The sequence below is a fragment of the Mycobacterium barrassiae genome (assembly GCF_025822765.1).
Taxonomy (GTDB): domain Bacteria; phylum Actinomycetota; class Actinomycetes; order Mycobacteriales; family Mycobacteriaceae; genus Mycobacterium; species Mycobacterium barrassiae.
Window position 1 is genome coordinate 22,905 of the sequence record NZ_JACKUK010000035.1, and the last position, 18,585, is coordinate 41,489.

The 18,585-nt window shown below is 67.4% G+C and carries 16 protein-coding genes; 9 read left to right on the plus strand and 7 right to left on the minus strand.

What is annotated here, in order from left to right; genetic code table 11:
* Nucleotides 1-88: 88 nt before the first annotated feature.
* The 7 genes from aceE (at nucleotide 89) to H7J93_RS23405 (ending at nucleotide 9,719) form a co-directional block, all read left to right on the plus strand.
* Nucleotides 89-2,878, plus strand: coding sequence for a pyruvate dehydrogenase (acetyl-transferring), homodimeric type (aceE, locus tag H7J93_RS23375; RefSeq protein ID WP_267308678.1), 2,790 nt, complete (start codon nucleotides 89-91; stop codon nucleotides 2,876-2,878).
* 135 nt (nucleotides 2,879-3,013) lie between these two features.
* On the plus strand, nucleotides 3,014-4,291 hold the full coding sequence (locus tag H7J93_RS23380; protein ID WP_267308679.1) for a PucR family transcriptional regulator: 1,278 nt from the start codon (nucleotides 3,014-3,016) through the stop codon (nucleotides 4,289-4,291).
* A gap of 136 nt (nucleotides 4,292-4,427) precedes the next feature.
* Nucleotides 4,428-5,354 (plus strand): ACP S-malonyltransferase, encoded by a 927-nt coding sequence (locus H7J93_RS23385; protein ID WP_267308680.1) that lies wholly within the window; start codon nucleotides 4,428-4,430, stop codon nucleotides 5,352-5,354.
* 73 nt (nucleotides 5,355-5,427) lie between these two features.
* Nucleotides 5,428-5,727: a meromycolate extension acyl carrier protein AcpM gene (acpM, locus tag H7J93_RS23390; protein ID WP_083157564.1), complete on the plus strand. Its 300-nt coding sequence runs from the start codon at nucleotides 5,428-5,430 to the stop codon at nucleotides 5,725-5,727.
* Complete coding sequence (kasA, locus tag H7J93_RS23395; protein ID WP_267308681.1) at nucleotides 5,724-6,974, plus strand: 3-oxoacyl-ACP synthase KasA; 1,251 nt, start codon at nucleotides 5,724-5,726, stop codon at nucleotides 6,972-6,974. Before acpM ends, kasA begins: the two co-directional genes overlap by 4 nt.
* A gap of 26 nt (nucleotides 6,975-7,000) precedes the next feature.
* On the plus strand, nucleotides 7,001-8,263 hold the full coding sequence (kasB, locus tag H7J93_RS23400; RefSeq protein WP_276022337.1) for a 3-oxoacyl-ACP synthase KasB: 1,263 nt from the start codon (nucleotides 7,001-7,003) through the stop codon (nucleotides 8,261-8,263).
* A 34-nt stretch (nucleotides 8,264-8,297) separates the two neighbouring features.
* Nucleotides 8,298-9,719 (plus strand): acyl-CoA carboxylase subunit beta, encoded by a 1,422-nt coding sequence (locus tag H7J93_RS23405; protein WP_267308682.1) that lies wholly within the window; start codon nucleotides 8,298-8,300, stop codon nucleotides 9,717-9,719.
* Nucleotides 9,720-9,768: 49 nt separating this feature from the next.
* Here H7J93_RS23405 and H7J93_RS23410 read toward each other — a convergent pair whose 3' ends face one another.
* Both H7J93_RS23410 and H7J93_RS23415 read right to left on the minus strand, forming a co-directional pair.
* Nucleotides 9,769-11,301 carry a glycerol-3-phosphate dehydrogenase/oxidase gene (locus H7J93_RS23410; RefSeq protein ID WP_267308683.1) on the minus strand — a complete coding sequence of 511 codons (1,533 nt, stop codon included), beginning with the start codon at nucleotides 11,299-11,301 and terminating at the stop codon, nucleotides 9,769-9,771.
* The gene (locus H7J93_RS23415; protein WP_267308684.1) at nucleotides 11,298-11,879 is read right to left on the minus strand and encodes a TetR/AcrR family transcriptional regulator; all 582 of its coding nucleotides are present in this window, start codon (nucleotides 11,877-11,879) and stop codon (nucleotides 11,298-11,300) included. The genes H7J93_RS23410 and H7J93_RS23415 overlap by 4 nt, the downstream gene beginning before the upstream one ends.
* A 59-nt stretch (nucleotides 11,880-11,938) precedes the next feature.
* Here H7J93_RS23415 and H7J93_RS23420 point away from each other — a divergent pair, with 59 nt between their 5' ends.
* Complete coding sequence (locus tag H7J93_RS23420) at nucleotides 11,939-13,519, plus strand: FAD-binding oxidoreductase (protein ID WP_267308787.1); 1,581 nt, start codon at nucleotides 11,939-11,941, stop codon at nucleotides 13,517-13,519.
* Nucleotides 13,520-13,536: 17 nt separating this feature from the next.
* A complete protein-coding gene (locus tag H7J93_RS23425; RefSeq protein ID WP_267308788.1) occupies nucleotides 13,537-14,427 on the plus strand; it encodes a diacylglycerol kinase in 891 nt (296 codons plus the stop codon).
* 80 nt (nucleotides 14,428-14,507) lie between these two features.
* On the opposite strand, the gene H7J93_RS23430 is transcribed toward H7J93_RS23425, so the two are convergent.
* The 5 genes from H7J93_RS23430 to H7J93_RS23450 form a co-directional block, all read right to left on the minus strand.
* Complete coding sequence (locus H7J93_RS23430; protein WP_267308685.1) at nucleotides 14,508-15,020, minus strand: DUF3145 domain-containing protein; 513 nt, start codon at nucleotides 15,018-15,020, stop codon at nucleotides 14,508-14,510.
* 108 nt (nucleotides 15,021-15,128) lie between these two features.
* The gene (locus tag H7J93_RS23435; RefSeq protein ID WP_267308686.1) at nucleotides 15,129-15,953 is read right to left on the minus strand and encodes a serine hydrolase domain-containing protein; all 825 of its coding nucleotides are present in this window, start codon (nucleotides 15,951-15,953) and stop codon (nucleotides 15,129-15,131) included.
* Between the two features lie 30 nt (nucleotides 15,954-15,983).
* Nucleotides 15,984-17,033 (minus strand): class I SAM-dependent methyltransferase, encoded by a 1,050-nt coding sequence (locus H7J93_RS23440; protein ID WP_267308687.1) that lies wholly within the window; start codon nucleotides 17,031-17,033, stop codon nucleotides 15,984-15,986.
* Between the two features lie 43 nt (nucleotides 17,034-17,076).
* Nucleotides 17,077-17,802, minus strand: coding sequence for a chemotaxis protein CheY (locus H7J93_RS23445; RefSeq protein WP_267308688.1), 726 nt, complete (start codon nucleotides 17,800-17,802; stop codon nucleotides 17,077-17,079).
* A gap of 10 nt (nucleotides 17,803-17,812) precedes the next feature.
* Nucleotides 17,813-18,583: a dioxygenase family protein gene (locus H7J93_RS23450; RefSeq protein ID WP_267308689.1), complete on the minus strand. Its 771-nt coding sequence runs from the start codon at nucleotides 18,581-18,583 to the stop codon at nucleotides 17,813-17,815.
* Nucleotides 18,584-18,585: the final 2 nt, after the last annotated feature.

Sequence of the window (18,585 nt, forward strand, 5' to 3'; positions counted from 1 at the left end):
GCGTGGTGCAGGATTGGAGAAGGATGGAGAAGCGGAAAACATCCGCGTCGACCATCCCGGCACGTACCCGCCTAACAAGGAGCGGAAGTTGACCACCGAGTTCGCGCGCCAAGACCTGGCCCAAAACTCCGGCAGTGCAGCAGAACCCGACCGGGTTCGCGTCATTCGTGAAGGTGTCGCTTCGTATCTGCCCGATATCGACACCGAAGAGACCAGCGAGTGGCTGGAGTCGTTCGACAAGCTGCTCGAGCAGTCCGGCCCGGCCAGGGCCCGTTATCTGTTGCTTCGGCTGCTGGAACGCGCCGGCGAGCAGCGGGTGGCCATCCCGGCGCTGACGTCCACCGATTATGTGAACACCATCCCGACCGAGCTGGAGCCGTGGTTCCCCGGCGACGAGGACGTCGAACGTCGCTACCGGGCGTGGATCCGGTGGAACGCCGCGATCATGGTGCACCGCGCGCAGCGCCCGGGAGTCGGTGTCGGGGGCCATATCTCGACATACGCGTCGTCGGCCGCGCTTTATGAAGTCGGTTTCAACCACTTCTTCCGCGGCAAGTCCCACCCAGGCGGCGGCGACCAGGTCTTCATCCAGGGCCACGCATCGCCGGGCATCTACGCCCGCGCCTTCCTCGAGGGCCGGCTCACCGCCGATGAACTCGACGGGTTCCGCCAGGAGCACAGCCATCCCGGCGGTGGACTGCCGTCGTATCCGCACCCGCGGCTGATGCCGAACTTCTGGGAGTTCCCGACCGTGTCGATGGGTCTGGGCCCGATGAACGCGATCTATCAGGCCCGGTTCAACCACTATCTGCACGACCGCGGCATCAAGGACACCTCCGACCAGCATGTGTGGGCATTCCTCGGCGACGGCGAGATGGACGAGCCGGAAAGCCGCGGGCTGGCCCACGTGGCGGCGCTGGAGGGACTAGACAACCTGACGTTCGTCATCAACTGCAACCTGCAGCGCCTCGACGGGCCGGTGCGCGGCAACGGCAAGATCATCCAGGAGCTCGAGTCGTTCTTCCGCGGCGCCGGCTGGAACGTGATCAAGGTGGTGTGGGGCCGCGAATGGGACGCCCTGCTGCACGCCGACCGCGACGGTGCGCTGGTGAACCTGATGAACTCCACCCCCGACGGCGACTACCAGACCTACAAGGCCAACGACGGTGCCTACGTGCGCGACCACTTCTTCGGCCGCGACCCGCGCACCAAGGCGCTCGTGGAGAAGATGTCGGACGCCGAGATCTGGAACCTCAAGCGCGGCGGCCACGACTACCGCAAGGTGTACGCCGCCTACCGCGCCGCGATGGACCACAAGGGTCAGCCGACCGTCATCCTGGCCAAGACCATCAAGGGCTACTCGCTGGGCGCACATTTCCAGGGTCGCAACGCCACGCACCAGATGAAAAAGCTTGCGCTGGCTGATCTCAAGTACTTCCGCGACGCACAACGCATTCCGGTCAGCGACGAACAGCTCGAGGAAAACCCCTACCTGCCGCCGTACTACCACCCCGGCCCCGAGGCCCCCGAGATCCGCTACATGCTGGAGCGGCGACGGGCCCTTGGCGGCTTCCTGCCGGAGCGTCGCACCCACACCAAGGTGCTGCCGCTGCCGCCGCGCGACACCTACAAAGCGCTGAAGAAGGGCTCGGGCAACCAGGAGGTCGCCACCACCATGGCGACGGTGCGGACGTTCAAGGAACTGTTGCGCGACAAGGAGATCGGGAAGCGGATCGTGCCGATCATTCCCGACGAGGCGCGCACGTTCGGGATGGACTCGTGGTTCCCGAGCCTGAAGATCTACAACCGCAACGGGCAGCTGTACACCGCGGTCGACGCCGAATTGATGTTGGCGTACAAGGAAAGTGAAGTCGGCCAGATCCTGCACGAGGGCATCAACGAGGCGGGTTCGACGGCATCGTTCACCGCGGTGGGCACGTCGTACTCCACCCACAACGAGCCGATGATCCCGCTGTACATCTTCTACTCGATGTTCGGCTTCCAGCGCACCGGTGACGGCTTCTGGGCGGCCGCCGACCAGATGGCCCGCGGTTTCGTGCTCGGCGCGACCGCGGGGCGCACCACCCTGGTCGGTGAGGGCCTGCAGCACGCCGACGGACACTCGCAGCTGCTGGCGTCGTCCAATCCGGCTGTGGTGGCCTACGACCCGGCGTTCGCCTACGAGATCGCCTACATCGTGGAAAGCGGGCTGGCCCGGATGTACGGCGAGGATCCGGAGAACGTCTTCTTCTACATCACCATTTACAACGAGCCGTATGTGCAGCCCGCCGAGCCCGAGGGTCTCGACGTCGACGCGCTGCTGCGCGGCATCTACCGGTATCGGCCCGCACCGGACAAGCGGTCGCACACGGCGCAGATCCTGGCGTCCGGCGTGGCGATGCCCGAGGCGCTGCGCGCCGCGCAGCTGCTGGCCGACGAATGGGACGTGGCCGCCGATGTGTGGTCGGTGACCAGTTGGAACGAGCTCAATCGCGACGGCGTGCGCATCGAGAAGGAAAGGCTGCGCCACCCGGACCGGCCCGCCGAAACGCCGTTCGTCACCAAGGCGCTGGCCGACGCGGCGGGGCCGGTCATCGCGGTGTCCGACTGGATGCGGGCGGTGCCCGAGCAGATCCGGCCGTGGGTGCCCGGCACCTACATCACGCTGGGCACCGACGGCTTCGGCTTCTCCGACACCCGGCCCGCCGCGCGGCGTTACTACAACACCGACGCCGAGTCGGTCGCGGTGGCCGTGCTCGAAGGGCTTGCGCGCGACGGCAACATCGACCAGTCGGTGGCCGTCGAAGCGGCACGTAAGTATGAGATCGACGACGTGATGGCGGCGCCCGAGCAGACGTCGGACCCAGGCGTCGCCTAGCTCGTTCCACCGCGAGCAGACGCGAAAACCCCCTTTTCAGGGCTCAAGTGGGGGTTTTCGCGTCTGCTCGTCGGGCCCGCCGCCCAACTCGCAGCGTTGGAGGTTTCCTCCAGAACTGTGGCGTAGCCTTTATGGATGCCCGACAATCGGTACGTTCCGCCGAAGTCCACCGTCGAGGTGCTGGAAACGGTGCCCGACGTTGTCCTGCGTCGGCTCAAGCAGTACTCCGGCCGGTTGGCCACCGAAGCCGTGCGCGTCATGGAGCAGCGGCTACCCTTCTTCGCCGACCTCGAGGCCTCGCAGCGGGCCAGCGTCCAGTTGGTGGTGCAGGCCGCGGTCGTGAACTTCGTCGAGTGGATGCGTGATCCTCAGAGCAACGTCAGCTACACCGCCCAGGCGTTCGAGGTCGTTCCGCAGGATCTGCGGCGACGGATCGCCCTGCGCCAGTCGGTCGAGATGGTCCGGGTCACTATGGAGTACTGCGAAGAGGTTGTGCCGCTACTGGCTCGCTCCGACGAGCAGTTGACCGCGCTGACCGCCGGAATCCTGCGCTACAGCAGGGATCTCGCGTTCGCCGCCGCCACCGCCTACGCCGACCAGGCCGAGGCGCGCGGCGCATGGGACACCCGGATGGAGGCCAACGTCATCGACGCGGTGGTGCGCGGCAACACCGGACCCGAACTGCAGTCGCAGGCCGCCGCGCTGAACTGGGACGCCACCGCCCCGGCCACCGTCATCGTGGGTCTGCCGCAGCCCGACCGCAGCGACCTCGCCGGCGAGGACGTCCACGACGTCGTCGCCCGCCATGGCCGCGCCGCCCTGTCCGACGTCCACGGCACCTGGCTGGTCGCCATCGTCTCGGGCGCGCTGTCCCCCACGGACCGCTTCCTCGCCGACCTCATGAAAGTCTTCGCCGACGGACCCGTCGTGATCGGTCCGACCGCCACCACCTTGGCGGCCGCTCACCGCAGCGCGACGGAAGCGATCGCGGGCATGAACGCCGTCGCCGGCTGGCCGGGCGCACCCCGACCGGTCCCCGCACGCGAACTCCTGCCGGAGCGGGCCCTCCTCGGCGACAACACCGCGATCGCCGCGCTGGAGGCCGAGGTCATGCGACCGCTAAACGATGCCGGTCCCGCCTTGGCCGAGACGCTCGACGCCTACCTGGACTCGGGCGGCGCGATCGAGGCGTGCGCGCGCAAATTGTTCGTTCATCCAAATACCGTGCGGTACAGGCTCAGACGCATCGCCGACTTCACGGGCCGCGACCCCACGGTTCCACGCGACGCGTATGTCCTTCGCGTAGCCGCTAGCCTGGGCCGACTTGGTCGGCAAACGCACCTAGCCAGCTCGCGAAATACCGATGTGGACGGGGTGACGGACATCACTCCGCCGCCCGCCGCGACGGGGTGAGAGACCCAATAGGTCGCGGACCGGTATCGATAGAGTCGCATCACATGCGCTTTTGTGGACTACCTACAAAAACATAAGACGAGGTTCATAATCTCTTACACCGCGCAAAGTGAGTTTCACAGTGTTCTCTTAAACAGTGCTTGCGTTGCTTGCGCCCGGACAGGGCTCCCAGACTCCCGGCATGCTCGCCCCTTGGCTAGAGCTGTCGGGTGCGGCTGACCGTCTCGCCACATGGTCGCAGATCAGCGGTCTTGACCTGGCCCGGCTGGGCACCACCGCGACTGCCGAGGAGATCACGGACACCGCGGTCACCCAACCGCTGGTCGTGGCCGCCACCCTGCTCGCCCACGAGGAACTGAAGCGTCGCGGCGAGCTGGAAGGTAAGGACATTCTGGTGGCCGGCCACTCGGTCGGCGAGATCGCCGCGTACGCCATTGCAGGCGTGATCTCGGCGGACGACGCCGTCAGGCTGGCCGCGACCCGCGGCGCCGAGATGGCCAAGGCGTGTGCGCTCGAGCCCACCGGTATGTCGGCGGTGCTCGGCGGCGACGAGGCCGAGGTGCTGGCCCGCCTCGAGGCGCTCGACCTGATCCCGGCCAACCGCAACGCGGCTGGTCAGATCGTCGCGGCCGGTGCCGTGGCGGCGCTGGAGAAGCTCGCAGAGGATCCGCCGGCCAAGGCCCGGGTCCGGCAGTTGGCCACCGCGGGCGCCTTCCACACCCACTACATGGCGACCGCAGCCGAGGGGTACGCGGCCGCCGCCGAGGCTGTAACGACGGCCGAGCCGACGGCGACTCTCCTGTCGAACGCCGACGGTCAGCCCGTCGCGTCGGCCGCGGACGCGATGGCCAAGCTGGTGAATCAGATGACCAAGCCGGTGCGTTGGGATTTGTGCACCGAGTATCTGCGTCATGCACCAGAAGGCCCTGTGTCGGCGATCGTCGAGTTCCCGCCCGCCGGGACGCTCGCCGGGATCGCCAAACGCGAACTTCGGGGGGTACCGACGCGCGCCGTCAAATCTCCCGCTGACCTGGACGGGCTCGCCGAGCTCGCCGGGGAATGATTCTCGGCGCGCCGAGAAGCAACAACCACATACCAACATCAGTTGGCAGTAACAACCAATAGAAGGAGCCATCGTGGCCACCACGCAGGAAGAAATCATCGCCGGCATCGCCGAGATCATCGAAGAGGTCACCGGCATCGAGCCCTCTGAGGTCACCCCGGAGAAGTCCTTCGTCGACGACCTGGACATCGACTCGCTCTCGATGGTTGAGATCGCTGTGCAGACCGAGGACAAGTACGGCGTGAAGATCCCCGATGAGGACCTCGCGGGTCTGCGCACCGTCGGTGACGTCGTCACCTACATCCAGAAGCTCGAGGAAGAGAACCCCGAGGCTGCCGCTGCTATTCGCGCACAGATTTCGGAAAACAAGTGACCAAACCTTCCACTGCTAACGGCGGTTACCCCAGTGTTGTGGTCACCGCTGTCACCGCGACGACGTCCATCGCGCCGGACATCGAGAGCACGTGGAAGGGCTTGCTGGCCGGAGAGAGCGGCATCCACGTCCTCGAGGACGAGTTCGTAACGAAGTGGGACCTGCCCGTGCGTATCGGCGGGCACCTCAAGGAGCCTCTTGACCCACTGATGACGCGTCTGGAACTGCGACGCATGTCGTATGTCCAGCGCATGGCCAAGTACCTGGGCAACCAGCTGTGGGAGACCGCAGGCAAGCCCGAGGTCGACCCGGATCGGTTCGCGGTCGTCATCGGCACGGGCCTTGGTGGCGGCGAGAAGATCGTCGAGACGTATGACGCGATGAACGAGGGCGGCCCCCGCAAGGTGTCGCCGCTGGCCGTTCAGATGATCATGCCGAACGGCGCCGCTGCTGTCGTCGGCCTCGAACTGGGCGCGCGCGCCGGGGTCATCACCCCGGTGTCGGCATGCTCGTCGGGTTCGGAGGGCATTGCCCACGCATGGCGTCAGATCGTCATGGGCGACGCCGACATCGCGGTGTGCGGCGGCGTCGAGGGTGGCATCGAGGCGCTGCCGATCGCGGCGTTCTCGATGATGCGTGCGATGTCGACCAAGAACGACGATCCCGAGGGCGCGTCCAGGCCGTTCGACAAGGACCGCGATGGGTTCGTGTTCGGTGAGGCCGGTGCGCTCATGGTCATCGAGACCGAGGAGCACGCCAAGGCCCGCGGCGCAAAGCCGTTGGCCCGGTTGATGGGTGCGGGCATCACCTCTGATGCCTTCCACATGGTGGCACCCGCGGCCGATGGTGAGCGCGCCGGACAGGCGATGAAGCGGGCGATGGAGACCGCGGGCCTGGAGCCCAAGGACATCGACCACGTCAACGCGCATGCCACGGCCACTCCGATCGGCGACACCGCCGAGGCCAACGCCATCCGGGTTGCTGGGGTGGACCACGCCGCGGTGTATGCGCCGAAGTCGGCGCTCGGCCACTCCATCGGAGCGGTCGGAGCACTCGAGTCGATCCTGACGGTGCTCGCGCTGCGCGACGGCGTGATCCCGCCGACGCTCAACTACGAGACGCCTGACCCGGAGATCAATCTCGACGTCGTTGCGGGTGAGCCACGGTATGGCGAATACCGGTACGCCATCAACAACTCGTTTGGCTTCGGCGGACACAATGTCGCCCTGGCCTTCGGGCGTTACTGAGGCAGGAAGGAACTCTCAGAGCAGTAATGGCAGCGTTGACCCGGCTTTCCACGGGGAATGGTTTCCCCAACGTAGTCGTCACCGGTTATGCGATGACGACCGCTTTGGCGACCGACGCGGACACCACCTGGCAGCGACTGCTGGAGGGGCAGAGCGGCATTCGCCTGCTCGATGACCCGTTCGTCGAGCAGTACGACTTGCCGGTCCGCATCGGTGGCCACCTGCTGGAGAATTTCGAGGACGAGCTGACGCGGGTCGAACTGCGTCGGCTGTCCTACCTGCAGCGGATGTCGACCGTCCTGGGCCGTCGGGTCTGGGAGCACGCCGGGGCGCCCGAGGTCGATCCTCGCCGTCTGATGGTGTCGATCGGCACCGGCATGGGCTCGAGTGAGGAACTGCTCTACGCCTATGAAGGCCTACGCGCCAAGGGTCTTCGGGCGGTGTCACCGCTTGCCGTGCAGATGTACATGCCGAACGCGGCAGCCGCCGCGGTCGGGCTCGAACGCAAGGCGCGGGCCGGGGTGAGCACCCCGATCTCGGCGTGTGCGTCCGGTTCGGAGGGCATTGCGCAGGCGTGGCGGCAGATCGTGCTCGGTGAGGCCGACATCGCGATCTGCGGCGGTGTCGAGACCAAGATCGAGGCGGTGCCGATCGCCGGCTTCGCTCAGATGCGCATCGTGCTTTCCACCACCAACGACGATCCGGCCGGCGCTTGTCGCCCATTTGACAAGGACCGCAACGGTTTCGTCTTCGGTGAGGGCGGCGCGTTGATGGTGATCGAGACCGAGGAGCACGCCAAGGCCCGCGGCGCCACCATCCACGCGCGGCTGATGGGCGCCAGCATCACCTCGGACGGGTTCCACATCGTGGCGCCCGATCCCAACGGCGAGCAGGCCGGTCACGCGATGACGCGGGCGATCCAGCTCGCGGGCCTGTCCCCCACGGACATCGACCACGTCAATGCGCATGCCACCGGCACCACTGTCGGCGACGTGGCCGAGGGCAAGGCGATCCACAACGCGTTGGGCAACCACAAGGCAGCGGTCTACGCCCCGAAGGGGGCGCTGGGCCACTCCGTCGGCGCAGTCGGCGCCGTCGAGTCCATCCTGACCGTGTTGGCGTTGCGCAACGGTGTCATCCCGCCGACGCTCAACCTGAAGAACCTGGATCCGGAGATCGACCTCGACGTCGTCTCCGGTTCACCACGACCCGGCAACTATCAGTACGCGATCAACAACTCATTCGGTTTCGGTGGGCACAATGTCGCGCTCGCGTTCGGCAAGTACTGATACCGCCTAACCTCAAGCGCTACAGGAGGATTGCATGACCATCATGGCCCCCGAGGCCGTCGGCGAATCGCTCGATCCACGCGATCCGCTGCTGCGCCTGAGGACATTCTTCGACGACGACACCGTCGAGCTGCTGCACGAGCGTGACCGCTCGGGTGTGCTGGCCGCGGCCGGAACCGTCAACGGTGTCCGCACGATCGCATTCTGCACCGACGGCACCGTCATGGGCGGAGCCATGGGTGTCGAGGGTTGCGCGCACATCGTCAGCGCCTACGACACCGCCATCGAGGAACAGAGCCCGATCGTCGGCATCTGGCACTCCGGTGGCGCGCGGTTGGCGGAGGGCGTCAAGGCGCTGCACGCCGTCGGCCTGGTCTTCGAGGCCATGATCCGTGCGTCGGGTTACATCCCGCAGATCTCGGTCGTCGTCGGATTCGCCGCTGGCGGTGCGGCATACGGCCCAGCGCTTACGGACGTCATCGTGATGGCGCCGGACAGCAAGGTGTTCGTCACCGGTCCCGACGTCGTGCGCAGTGTCACCGGCGAGGACGTCGACATGGTTTCGCTCGGCGGCCCGGACGCACACCACAAGAAGTCCGGTGTGTGCCACATCGTCGCCGACGACGAGCTGGATGCCTACGAGCGTGGCCGTCGGCTGGTCGGATTGTTCTGCCAGCAGGGCCATTTCGACCGCACCAAGGCTGAGGCGGGCGATACCGACCTGCATGCGCTGCTGCCGGAGTCGGCACGCCGCGCCTATGACGTGCACCCGCTCGTCGAGGCGCTGCTGGACGAGGGTGTGCCGTTCGAGGAGTTCCAGGGCAAGTGGGCGCCGTCCATCGTCGTTGGTCTCGGCCGGCTGGCCGGACGCACCGTCGGTGTGATCGCGAACAACCCGCTGCGTCTCGGTGGCTGCCTGAACTCCGAAAGCGCCGAGAAGTCGGCACGATTCGTGCGGCTGTGCGACGCCTTCGGCATCCCGCTCGTCGTCATCGTCGACGTGCCCGGCTACCTGCCCGGTGTGGATCAGGAGTGGGGCGGCGTCGTGCGGCGTGGCGCGAAGCTGCTGCACGCGTTCGGTGAGTGCTCGGTGCCCCGCGTCACGCTGGTTACCCGCAAGATCTACGGCGGCGCCTACATCGCGATGAACTCGCGATCGCTGAACGCCACCAAGGTCTTCGCGTGGCCCGACGCCGAGGTGGCCGTCATGGGCGCCAAGGCCGCGGTCGGCATCCTGCACAAGAAGAAGCTGGCCGCCGCGCCCGAGGACGAGCGTGAGGCGCTGCACGAAGAGCTGGCCGCCGAGCACGAGCGGATCGCCGGCGGCGTGGACTCTGCGATCGAGATCGGCGTGGTCGACGAGAAGATCGACCCGGCCCATACGCGCAGCAAGCTGACGCAGGCTCTGGCCGAGGCGCCCGCGCGCCGCGGTCGGCACAAGAACATCCCGCTGTAATCCCAGCGATTTGTGTGCGTTTAGGAGCGCTGAGCGCTCCCAAACGCACCTAAATCGCCAGGAATTCCTCGGCGACCTCGACCACCTTGTCGCGATCTGCGGCCACCAACCCGATGCGGGTACGACGATCGAGGATGTCGTCGACAGTCAGCGCACCTTCATGCGAGACGGCGTACTCGAATTCGGCGCGAATGACGTCGATCCCCTCGGCCACCCGCTCGGTGGGCCGGTCGCAGCTCGCCGCGGCGATCACGTTCGGCGCTTCAGCGCCGTAGCGCGCCACCAACGAACTGGGTAGCTCAGCCGGCGACCGCAGTGTCGCAACGGGATTCGACGGCGCACCCACCAACGGCAGGTTGCGGGTGCGGCATCTTGAGGCGGTCAGCCCCCGCAATTCGACGGCACGATCGATCACATCTTCGGCCATATAGCGATATTCGGTCAGCTTGCCACCGATGACGCTGAGCACGCCGGACGGTGACTCGACGACCCGATGCTCACGTGACACGTCGGCGGTGCGTCCTTCGCCCGCATCGATCAGCGGGCGCAGTCCGGCGTAGGCGCCGATCACATCGTCGGGGCCGAGGGCGACGTCCAACGCCGTGTTCACCGTGTCCAACAGGAACTTGGTCTCCTCTGGAGTGGGTTGCGGCACATCGGGTATCGGGCCTGGGGCGTCCTCGTCCGTGAGCCCCAGATACACCCGGCCGAGTTGTTCGGGCATCGCGAACACGAAGCGGTTGATCTCCCCCGGGATCGGGATCGTCAATGCGGCCACCGGATTTCCGAATGCCTCGGCGTCGAACACCAGATGTGTTCCGCGGCTGGGACGCAGCCGAACGGACGGGTCCACCTCCCCTGCCCACACACCGCTGGCGTTGACGACGGCGCGGCCCGACACGTCGAACGACTCCCCGGTTCGCTGATCCGTCAACGTCACCGAGGTGCCTGTCGCATTGGATGCGGCGACGCGCGTGAGGATCACCGCCCCGTGTTGCGCCGCGGTACGGGCCACGGCGGTGACCAGACGCGCGTCGTCGATCAACTGACCGTCGTAGGCGAGCAGGGCGCCATCCAAGCCGTCGCGACGAACCGTAGGAGCGAGTTCGATGGCGCGCTTCGCATCGATGCGACGCGAGCGCGGCAACGTCGACGCCGGCGTTCCGGCGAGCTTGCGCAACCCGTCGCCCGCGGCGAAGCCGAAGCGCACCAGCGCTCGCGACGGAGTGTTCATCGACGGCAGCAGCGGAACCAGCTGCGGCATGGCACTGACGAGGTGAGGGGCGTTGCGCGTCATCAGGATTCCGCGTTCGACGGCGCTGCGGCGCGCGATACCGATGTTGCCCGTCGCGAGATACCGCAACCCGCCGTGCACCAGCTTGCTGCTCCATCGGCTGGTGCCGAAGGCCAGGTCGTGCTTTTCCACCAGCGCGACACTGAGTCCACGCGTCGCGGCATCCAACGCGATCCCGACGCCGGTGATACCGCCGCCGATCACGATGAGGTCGATCGGATCACCGTCGGCCAGCGCCGAAAGCTCGGTGGCGCGGCGGGCCTCGTTGAGTGCGGTGGAGGACGTCACGGTTTCAGGTATCCGTTCAATGAGTGGGCCAGCTCGATGAAGAGCGCATCAGCGTCGAGGATGGGCGCCACGATCTGCCCGGACTGGATCACCGACTGGGCGATCAGCAGGCACATCGCGGCGAGTTCACGCGGATCGCCGGAACGTACGCTGCCCTCCTCCTGCGCGAGCTTGATGTCGGAGGCGACCGCGTCGAGAAGCACCTGCTGGCTGGTGCCCAAGCGTTCGGCGATGTAGACCATGGCGAAATCGGGGGCGCTGCGCAGCACCGACATGACCACATCGTCGTGGCGCAGCCGGTCGGCGATCGCCACGATGCGTTCGACCAGTGCCTCCCGGCCGATCTGCCGGCTCGGTACCTCGTCGAGCACGCCGATGATCCGCGATGTCAGCAGCGCCGCCAGCACCGAGCGGGTATCCGACCAGCGCCGATAGACCGTCGGTCGACTGACGCCCGCGCGGCGCGCGATCTCGGCCAGCGTCACGCGCTCGACGCCGAAGGCCCGCACGCAGTCAGCCGCCGCCGCGAGGATCCGATCCCCGATCGACGGCGAACCATCGTTACTGATTGACAGCATGTGTAATACTGTAACTCATGACGCGTCCGGATGACCAACAGACCGCAATGCTGCCCCCGATGAAGTGGAACGCGTGGGGCGACCCCGCGGCGGCCAAACCGCTGTCCGACGGCATCCGGTCCCTGCTGAGGCAGGCGCTCGGCGTGGACGGCACGGCCGCGCCGGAACTCGAGGCCAAGGATGTGACGCTGCGACCGTCGCAGCTGTCGGATGACGACCGCGACGGCCTCGCACAGATCGTCGGAACTGACTACTGCCGCGTCGACGACGAAGGCCGGTTGCTGCGGGCCGGCGGCAAGTCGACGCTGGACCTGTTGCGCCGCAAGGACTCCGGTGTCCAGGATGCGCCCGACGCGGTGCTGCTCCCCCACAACGACGACGAAATCGAAGCGATCCTGCGGTATTGCTCCGAGCATGGAATCGCGATCGTCCCCTTCGGCGGCGGTACCAGCGTCGTCGGCGGCCTTGACCCGATCCGCGGCGACTTCGGTGCGGTGATCTCCCTGGATCTGCGCCGCCTCAACGAGCTGCATGCGCTCGACGAGATCTCCTGCGAAGCCGAACTCGGCGCCGGCCTCACCGGCCCGGACGCCGAACGCCTGCTCGGCGAGCGCGGCTACTCCCTCGGCCACTTCCCGCAGAGTTTCCAGTACGCGACCATCGGCGGGTTCGCCGCGACCCGGTCATCCGGGCAGGACTCGGCGGGGTACGGCCGCTTCAACGACATGGTGCGCGGCCTTCGTACCGTCACCCCGGCGGGCGTGCTCGACCTCGGTCGCGCTCCGGAGTCGGCCGCGGGTCCTGACCTGCGGCAGTTGATGATTGGCTCGGAGGGCGTGTTCGGGATCATCACCCGCGTGCGGGTCGAGGTGCATCCCGTCCCGGCGGCGACGCGCTACGAGGCATGGTCGTTCCCCGACTTCGCGACCGGCGCCGACGCACTGCGCGCCGTCGTGCAGACCGGGACGGGACCGACCGTCATTCGGTTGTCGGACGAAGCCGAGACTGGGGTGAACCTGGCGACCACCGAGAGCATCGGCGAACAGCAGATCACCGGCGGCTGCCTGGCGATCACCGCGTTCGAGGGCACCGAGGCCCACGTCGAGAGCCGTCACGCCGAAACGCGCGCCGTGCTAGAGGCCGCCGGCGGCACGTCGCTCGGTGAAGCGCCCGCCCGTGCCTGGGAGCACGGCCGGTTCAACGCGCCCTACCTTCGCGATTCGTTGCTCGCCGCGGGTGCGCTGTGCGAGACGCTGGAGACCGCGACGAATTGGTCCAACGTGCCCGCAGTCAAGGCGGCGGTCACCGAGGCGCTGACGAAATCTCTCGGCGAATCGGGCACGCCAACGTTGGTGCTGTGCCACATTTCGCATGTGTATCCGACCGGGGCTTCGTTGTACTTCACCGTCGTCGCCGGGCAGCGTGGAAATCCGATCGAGCAGTGGCGCAAGGCGAAGGCCGCCGCGTCGGACGCGATGATGCGCACCGGCGCCACCATCACCCACCACCATGCGGTCGGCGCCGACCACCGCCCGTGGATGCGCGACGAGGTCGGCGAGCTCGGCGTCGCGGTGCTGCGTGCCGTCAAGGCGACGCTCGATCCGGCGGGAATCCTCAACCCGGGCAAGCTGATCCCGTGACCGTCGGCCGCGTGACGATGCTGACCAACCCGGCATCGGGGCACGGCAGTGCACCACACGCCGCCGAACGTGCGGTCACCCAGTTGCACAAACGCGGCATCGACGTCGTCGCCATCGCGGGCACCGATGCCGACCATGCGCGACGGCTCGTCGAAGGCGCCCTCGAGCGCGGCATGGACGCACTGGTGGTGGTCGGCGGCGACGGCATCATCTCCCTCGCGTTGCAGGTACTCGCACAGACCGAGATCCCGCTCGGCATCATCCCGGCGGGCACCGGCAACGACCATGCGCGTGAATTCGGCATTCCCACAAAGGATCCCGAGGCGGCAGCCGACATCATCGTCGACGGCGAAGTGTCGACCGTCGACCTGGGTCGCATCAAGGGAATGGACGGCACCGACAAGTGGTTCGGCACCGTGATGGCCGCGGGCTTCGACTCGTTGGTCACCGACCGGACCAACCGGATGCGATGGCCGCACGGCCGGATGCGCTACAACGTCGCGATGGTCGCCGAACTGTCGAAGCTGCGACTGCTGCCGTTCAGCCTGACGTTCGACGGTCGTGAGCTGGACACCGAATTGACGCTGGCCGCCTTCGGCAACACCAAGAGTTACGGAGGCGGCATGCTGATCTGTCCGAACGCCGACCCGACCGACGGCCTGCTGGACGTGACGATGGTGGCGTCGGCGTCACGCACGAAGCTGATCCGCCTGTTCCCCACGGTGTTCAAGGGCACCCACATCGACCTCGACGAGGTGCGCACCGAACGCGCGCGCACCATCACCGTCGACTCACCGGGCATCAACGCCTACGCCGACGGCGAGTACATGTGCCCGCTGCCCGTCGAGGTGTCGGCCGTGCCCGGCGCGTTGAAGGTTTTGCGAGCAGCACAGCGCAACGGGCAATAGACCGTCAATCCCGTTCGGCGAGCAGACACGAAACGCCCACGACACGCCGGAAAGTGGGGGCTTTTGCGTCTGCTCGCGGATTACCCGACGCCGCGCGTCAGCCAGCTCACCTCGGCGGTGTCGCCGCCGTCGCGGTAGGGCTCCAGCGCCTCATCCCACGCGGTGCCGAGCACCGAATCCAGCTCGGCCGCCAGGGCGTCGCCGCCCTTCGCCATCAACGCCCGCAGCCGCATCTCCCCGACGATGACGTCGCCGTTCGCGCTCATCGCACCGCTCCACATACCGAGCTGCGGGGTGTGGCACCAGCGGTGCCCGTCGACACCCGCGCTGGGATCCTCCGTCACCTCGAAGCGCAGCACGGACCACGACCGCAGCGCGTTCGCCAGGGCGGCGCCGGTCCCCACCGGGCCGATCCAATTGGTGACGGCGCGCAGTTGCCCCGGCATGGCCGGTTGCGGGGTCCACTTCAGGTTTGCCCGCGCCGACAGGGTCGACGACAGCGCCCACTCGACATGCGGTGCTACCGCCGCGGGAGAAGCATGGATGTACACCACGCCCGTCGCCGCGTCGGCGAATTGGTTCGATGCACGCATTTGCTGCTCCTTCGGCTCCACCAGGGACGTCTTCCCCAAGCGACCTAGCGATTCCGAATTACAGCTGTGTCGTGCGTGTCTATTGTGCCCTGTGGGGCCCCTGTTGCGCTAGTGTGCGCCAAATTCTCTCAGGACTTCGTCAGAGAGCGCGGGCCAGCGCGAATACGCCCAGTCGCCGAAGTCGCGATCCGTGAGCACGACGAGCGCCAGATCCACCTCGGGATCGACCCACAAAAACGTCCCTGACTGGCCAAAATGCCCGTACGTGGCACCCGAGTTGGCCGAGCCGGTCCAGTGCGGCGACTTGCCGTCCCTGATCTCGAAGCCGAGCCCCCAGTCGTTGGGCCGCTGCGAACCGAACCCCGGCAGCACCCCGGACAGGCCCGGAAACTGCACCGACGTGGCGTCGGCATGCATCCGCGCGGAAACCGTCGTCGGCCGCAGCAGGTCACCGGCGAAGGCGACCAGGTCCGCGACGGTCGACACCGCGCCGAACCCGGCCGCCTCCGCTCCACCTTTCAACCCAGAGTCCGCCATGCCGAGCGGCTCGAACACCGCCTCGGCCAGGTACTGCCCGAACTCGATACCCGACGCCTGCTGGATCGTCTCGGCGAGGACCCCGAACCCGTAGTTCGAGTACACCCGGCGTTTGCCGGGCTCGGCCATGAGGTCCGCCGAGTGCATCGAATATCCGGACGCGTGGGCGAGCAGATGACGCACCGTGGAGCCGGGCGGACCGGCTTCGGTGTCGAGCTCGACGACGCCCTCCTCGATCGCGATCTGCGCGGCGCGGGCCACCAACGGCTTGGTCACCGACGCCAACTTGAAGCGGTGCCGGACGTCGCCGTGCTCGGCCAGGATTCCCGACGGGCCGACCACCGCCGCCGCGACAGTCGGGGCCGGCCAGTCTTCGATCGCGTCCAGAGCTGCCACGCATGCAGCCTATGCGGCGCCGGATCGCCGCTACTTGCGCGCGATGTAGTAGTAGTTGAACGCGTCCGATTCGATCTCGCGGACCGTGACATCGCCGAAGCCCGCGCCCGCGAGCATCGACGTCGCCAACTGCCGCCCCCAGCACGTCCCCAGCCCGTCGCCGTCCAGGCCCAGCGACACGCTCATGCAGTGCGCCGTCGAGATCGTGTACATGTACGTCGCGAACGGCACGCCGACGTTGTCCTCCAAGTTGCTCGACGCCTTGATGTCGACCATCAACAGCACGCCGCCGGGCCGCAGCGCGCGGTAGATGTTCTCGAGTACCTTCGCGGGCTTTGCCTGGTCGTGGATGGCATCGAAAACGGTGATGACATCGTAGGTTTCGCGGTCATCGAGCGCCGCGACGTCCTTGGCGACGAACGTCGCGTTGGTCAGGCCCAGCCGCTCGGCCTCGGCGCGTGCGTTGGCCAGACCCTCGTCGGAGAAGTCGATACCGGTGAATCGACTGGCCGGGAACGCCTTTGCCATCACGTTGATGGCATGTCCACTGCCCGTACCGATGTCGGCGACGTCGGCGCCGGCGCGGAGTAACTCGGGCAGACCCTCGGCCATCGGCAGGATGACGTCGACGAGTGCGGCGTCGAAGACCTCACCGCTCATCTCGGCCATCAGCTTGTGGAAGCGCGGATACGCGGAGTAGGGCAAGCCGCCGCCGTTCTTGAAGCAGCCGAGGATGGGCTGTTCGACTTCACCGATCAGCGAAACGAACTGCGCAACGCGGGCCAGATTGTCCGGGCCCGCCGCACGTGTCAGCACCGCTGCGCGGTCGCTCGGTAACGAATACGTCTGCGTCGCAGCGTCGTAGTCGACCACCTGACCCGACGCCATTCCGCCCAGCCACTCGCGCACATAGCGTTCGTTGAGTCCGGCCGCTTCGGCGATCTGCGCACTGGTGGACGGCGGCAGGCCGGCCATCGTGTCGAACAGCTTCGTCTGGTGTCCGATCGACAGGAGGACGGCCAGGCTGGCGCTGTCGATCGCGCCGGCGATCCGTTCGGCGAATTCCTGTGTTGTCGTCATGACCAAACGGTAGGACCGTCACCGCGGGCCGGGTAGGGGTTGGTCAGAAACGCCGGTCGGCGCTGTCGACGACGACGCCGGTGGTCACCACCCAGCGCTGCATCGACTCCGTCCACGCGGAGAGATGCTCGGCGTCGGCCCGGCGATTCGAGCGCAGCACCAGCCGATAGACGTCACCGCCCCACTCGAGCGCCACCCCCTCGTCGAGCGTGGGCAGCAGCGCCTCGTCCAGCAGCCGGTATCCCTCGGCAGCGCGGGCCTGCAGCAGTGCCGCGACACCGTCGACGACGCGGCCGAGCAGTGCGAGCGTCGCATCCGCAGTGCCAGACGCCGCCTGCCGCAGCGCGGTGGCGGCCCGGCTCAGCGCTTCGGCGTCGTCAGCCTCCACCGCGGCGGCGGCGTCGAGATACGCCAGATAGCCGTGGATACCGCCGACCGAGCCGTCCGCGCCGAGAGCCTGTGCGCGATCGGCCCACTGGCGCGAAACAACGTGATGCCCACGCGAAAGCCACTGCAACGCCAGGACCGCGGCCGTCGCTGCCGCTGAGGCCGGGTCGCTTCGCACCGCCCTGTCGTAGGCGCGCTCGGCCAACCGGACCGCCTCGCGGCCGTAGCCGAGCCGCCAGGCGGCAGACGCATAGGCCTCGAGGTCGTCGGCGGGGATGGGTCCGAGCGCGTCGGCGCGAACGAACGCCTCGTAGCTGGCACGCCAGTCGTTGCGCCGGTGAGCGTCGCGCGCCTCGGCGAGAAAATCGATCAGTGTGTCCATCACGTCTCCATCACACCAGCTCGATCGACCGTTTCGCCAGGCCCATCCAATAGCCGTCGATGACCTGGCGGGGCGCCTGTTCGGGGTCGCCGGAGGCACCGAGCGCGACGAACAGCGGCGCGAAGTGCTCGATCGTCGGATGGGCGTACGGCATCCCCGGTGCTTGGTGCCGGAAGTCGATCAGCGCGTCGACGTCTCCCGCGGCCAACCGCTCGGCAGCCCAGGCATCGAACTCCACCGACCACGTCGGCGGGACGGCGCCCGGCGACCAGTCGTCGAGGAACGGCAGGCCGTGAGTGGTGAACCCGGAGCCGATGATGAGGACCCCGTCCTCACGCAGCGGCCGGAGCCGCTCACCGAGGTCCAGCAGCCGCTGCGGGTCGAGGGTGGGCAGCGAAATCTGCAGCACCGGAATGTTCGCATCCGGATACATGACGGTCAGCGGCACGTAGGCGCCGTGGTCGAGCCTGCGGTCCGGGTCGTGTGCGACGGGTTCGCCGTCGGGCATCAGGTCTTCGACGGCGGCGGCAAGTGCGGGCGCACCCGGGGCGTCGTAGGTGACGTCGTAGTAGTGCTCCGGAAAGCCCCAGAAGTCGTAGGTCAGCGGTGTCTCGACCGTGGTCGAGCCGATCGTCAACGGCGCGGCCTCCCAGTGCGCGGACACGACGAGGATCGCCTTCGGTGCCGGAATGCGGGCAGCCCATGCGGCAAGCTGCGACACCCAGAGTTCGTCGTCGACGAGCGGTGGCGCGCCGTGGCTGAGGTACAGCACCGGTGTCATGG

Bases quoted from the DNA above. Each gene is read 5' to 3' on its own strand.
- H7J93_RS23440 (WP_267308687.1), bottom strand. From the start codon at position 17,033: ATGACGACAACACAGGAATTCGCCGAACGGATCGCCGGCGCGATCGAC.
- H7J93_RS23380 (WP_267308679.1), top strand. From the start codon at position 3,014: ATGCCCGACAATCGGTACGTTCCGCCGAAGTCCACCGTCGAGGTGCTG.
- H7J93_RS23425 (WP_267308788.1), top strand. From the start codon at position 13,537: ATGCTGACCAACCCGGCATCGGGGCACGGCAGTGCACCACACGCCGCC.
- H7J93_RS23430 (WP_267308685.1), bottom strand. From the start codon at position 15,020: ATGCGTGCATCGAACCAATTCGCCGACGCGGCGACGGGCGTGGTGTAC.
- H7J93_RS23450 (WP_267308689.1), bottom strand. From the start codon at position 18,583: ATGACACCGGTGCTGTACCTCAGCCACGGCGCGCCACCGCTCGTCGAC.
- H7J93_RS23405 (WP_267308682.1), top strand. From the start codon at position 8,298: ATGACCATCATGGCCCCCGAGGCCGTCGGCGAATCGCTCGATCCACGC.
- H7J93_RS23415 (WP_267308684.1), bottom strand. From the start codon at position 11,879: ATGCTGTCAATCAGTAACGATGGTTCGCCGTCGATCGGGGATCGGATC.
- H7J93_RS23445 (WP_267308688.1), bottom strand. From the start codon at position 17,802: ATGGACACACTGATCGATTTTCTCGCCGAGGCGCGCGACGCTCACCGG.
- H7J93_RS23420 (WP_267308787.1), top strand. From the start codon at position 11,939: ATGAAGTGGAACGCGTGGGGCGACCCCGCGGCGGCCAAACCGCTGTCC.
- kasB (WP_276022337.1), top strand. From the start codon at position 7,001: ATGGCAGCGTTGACCCGGCTTTCCACGGGGAATGGTTTCCCCAACGTA.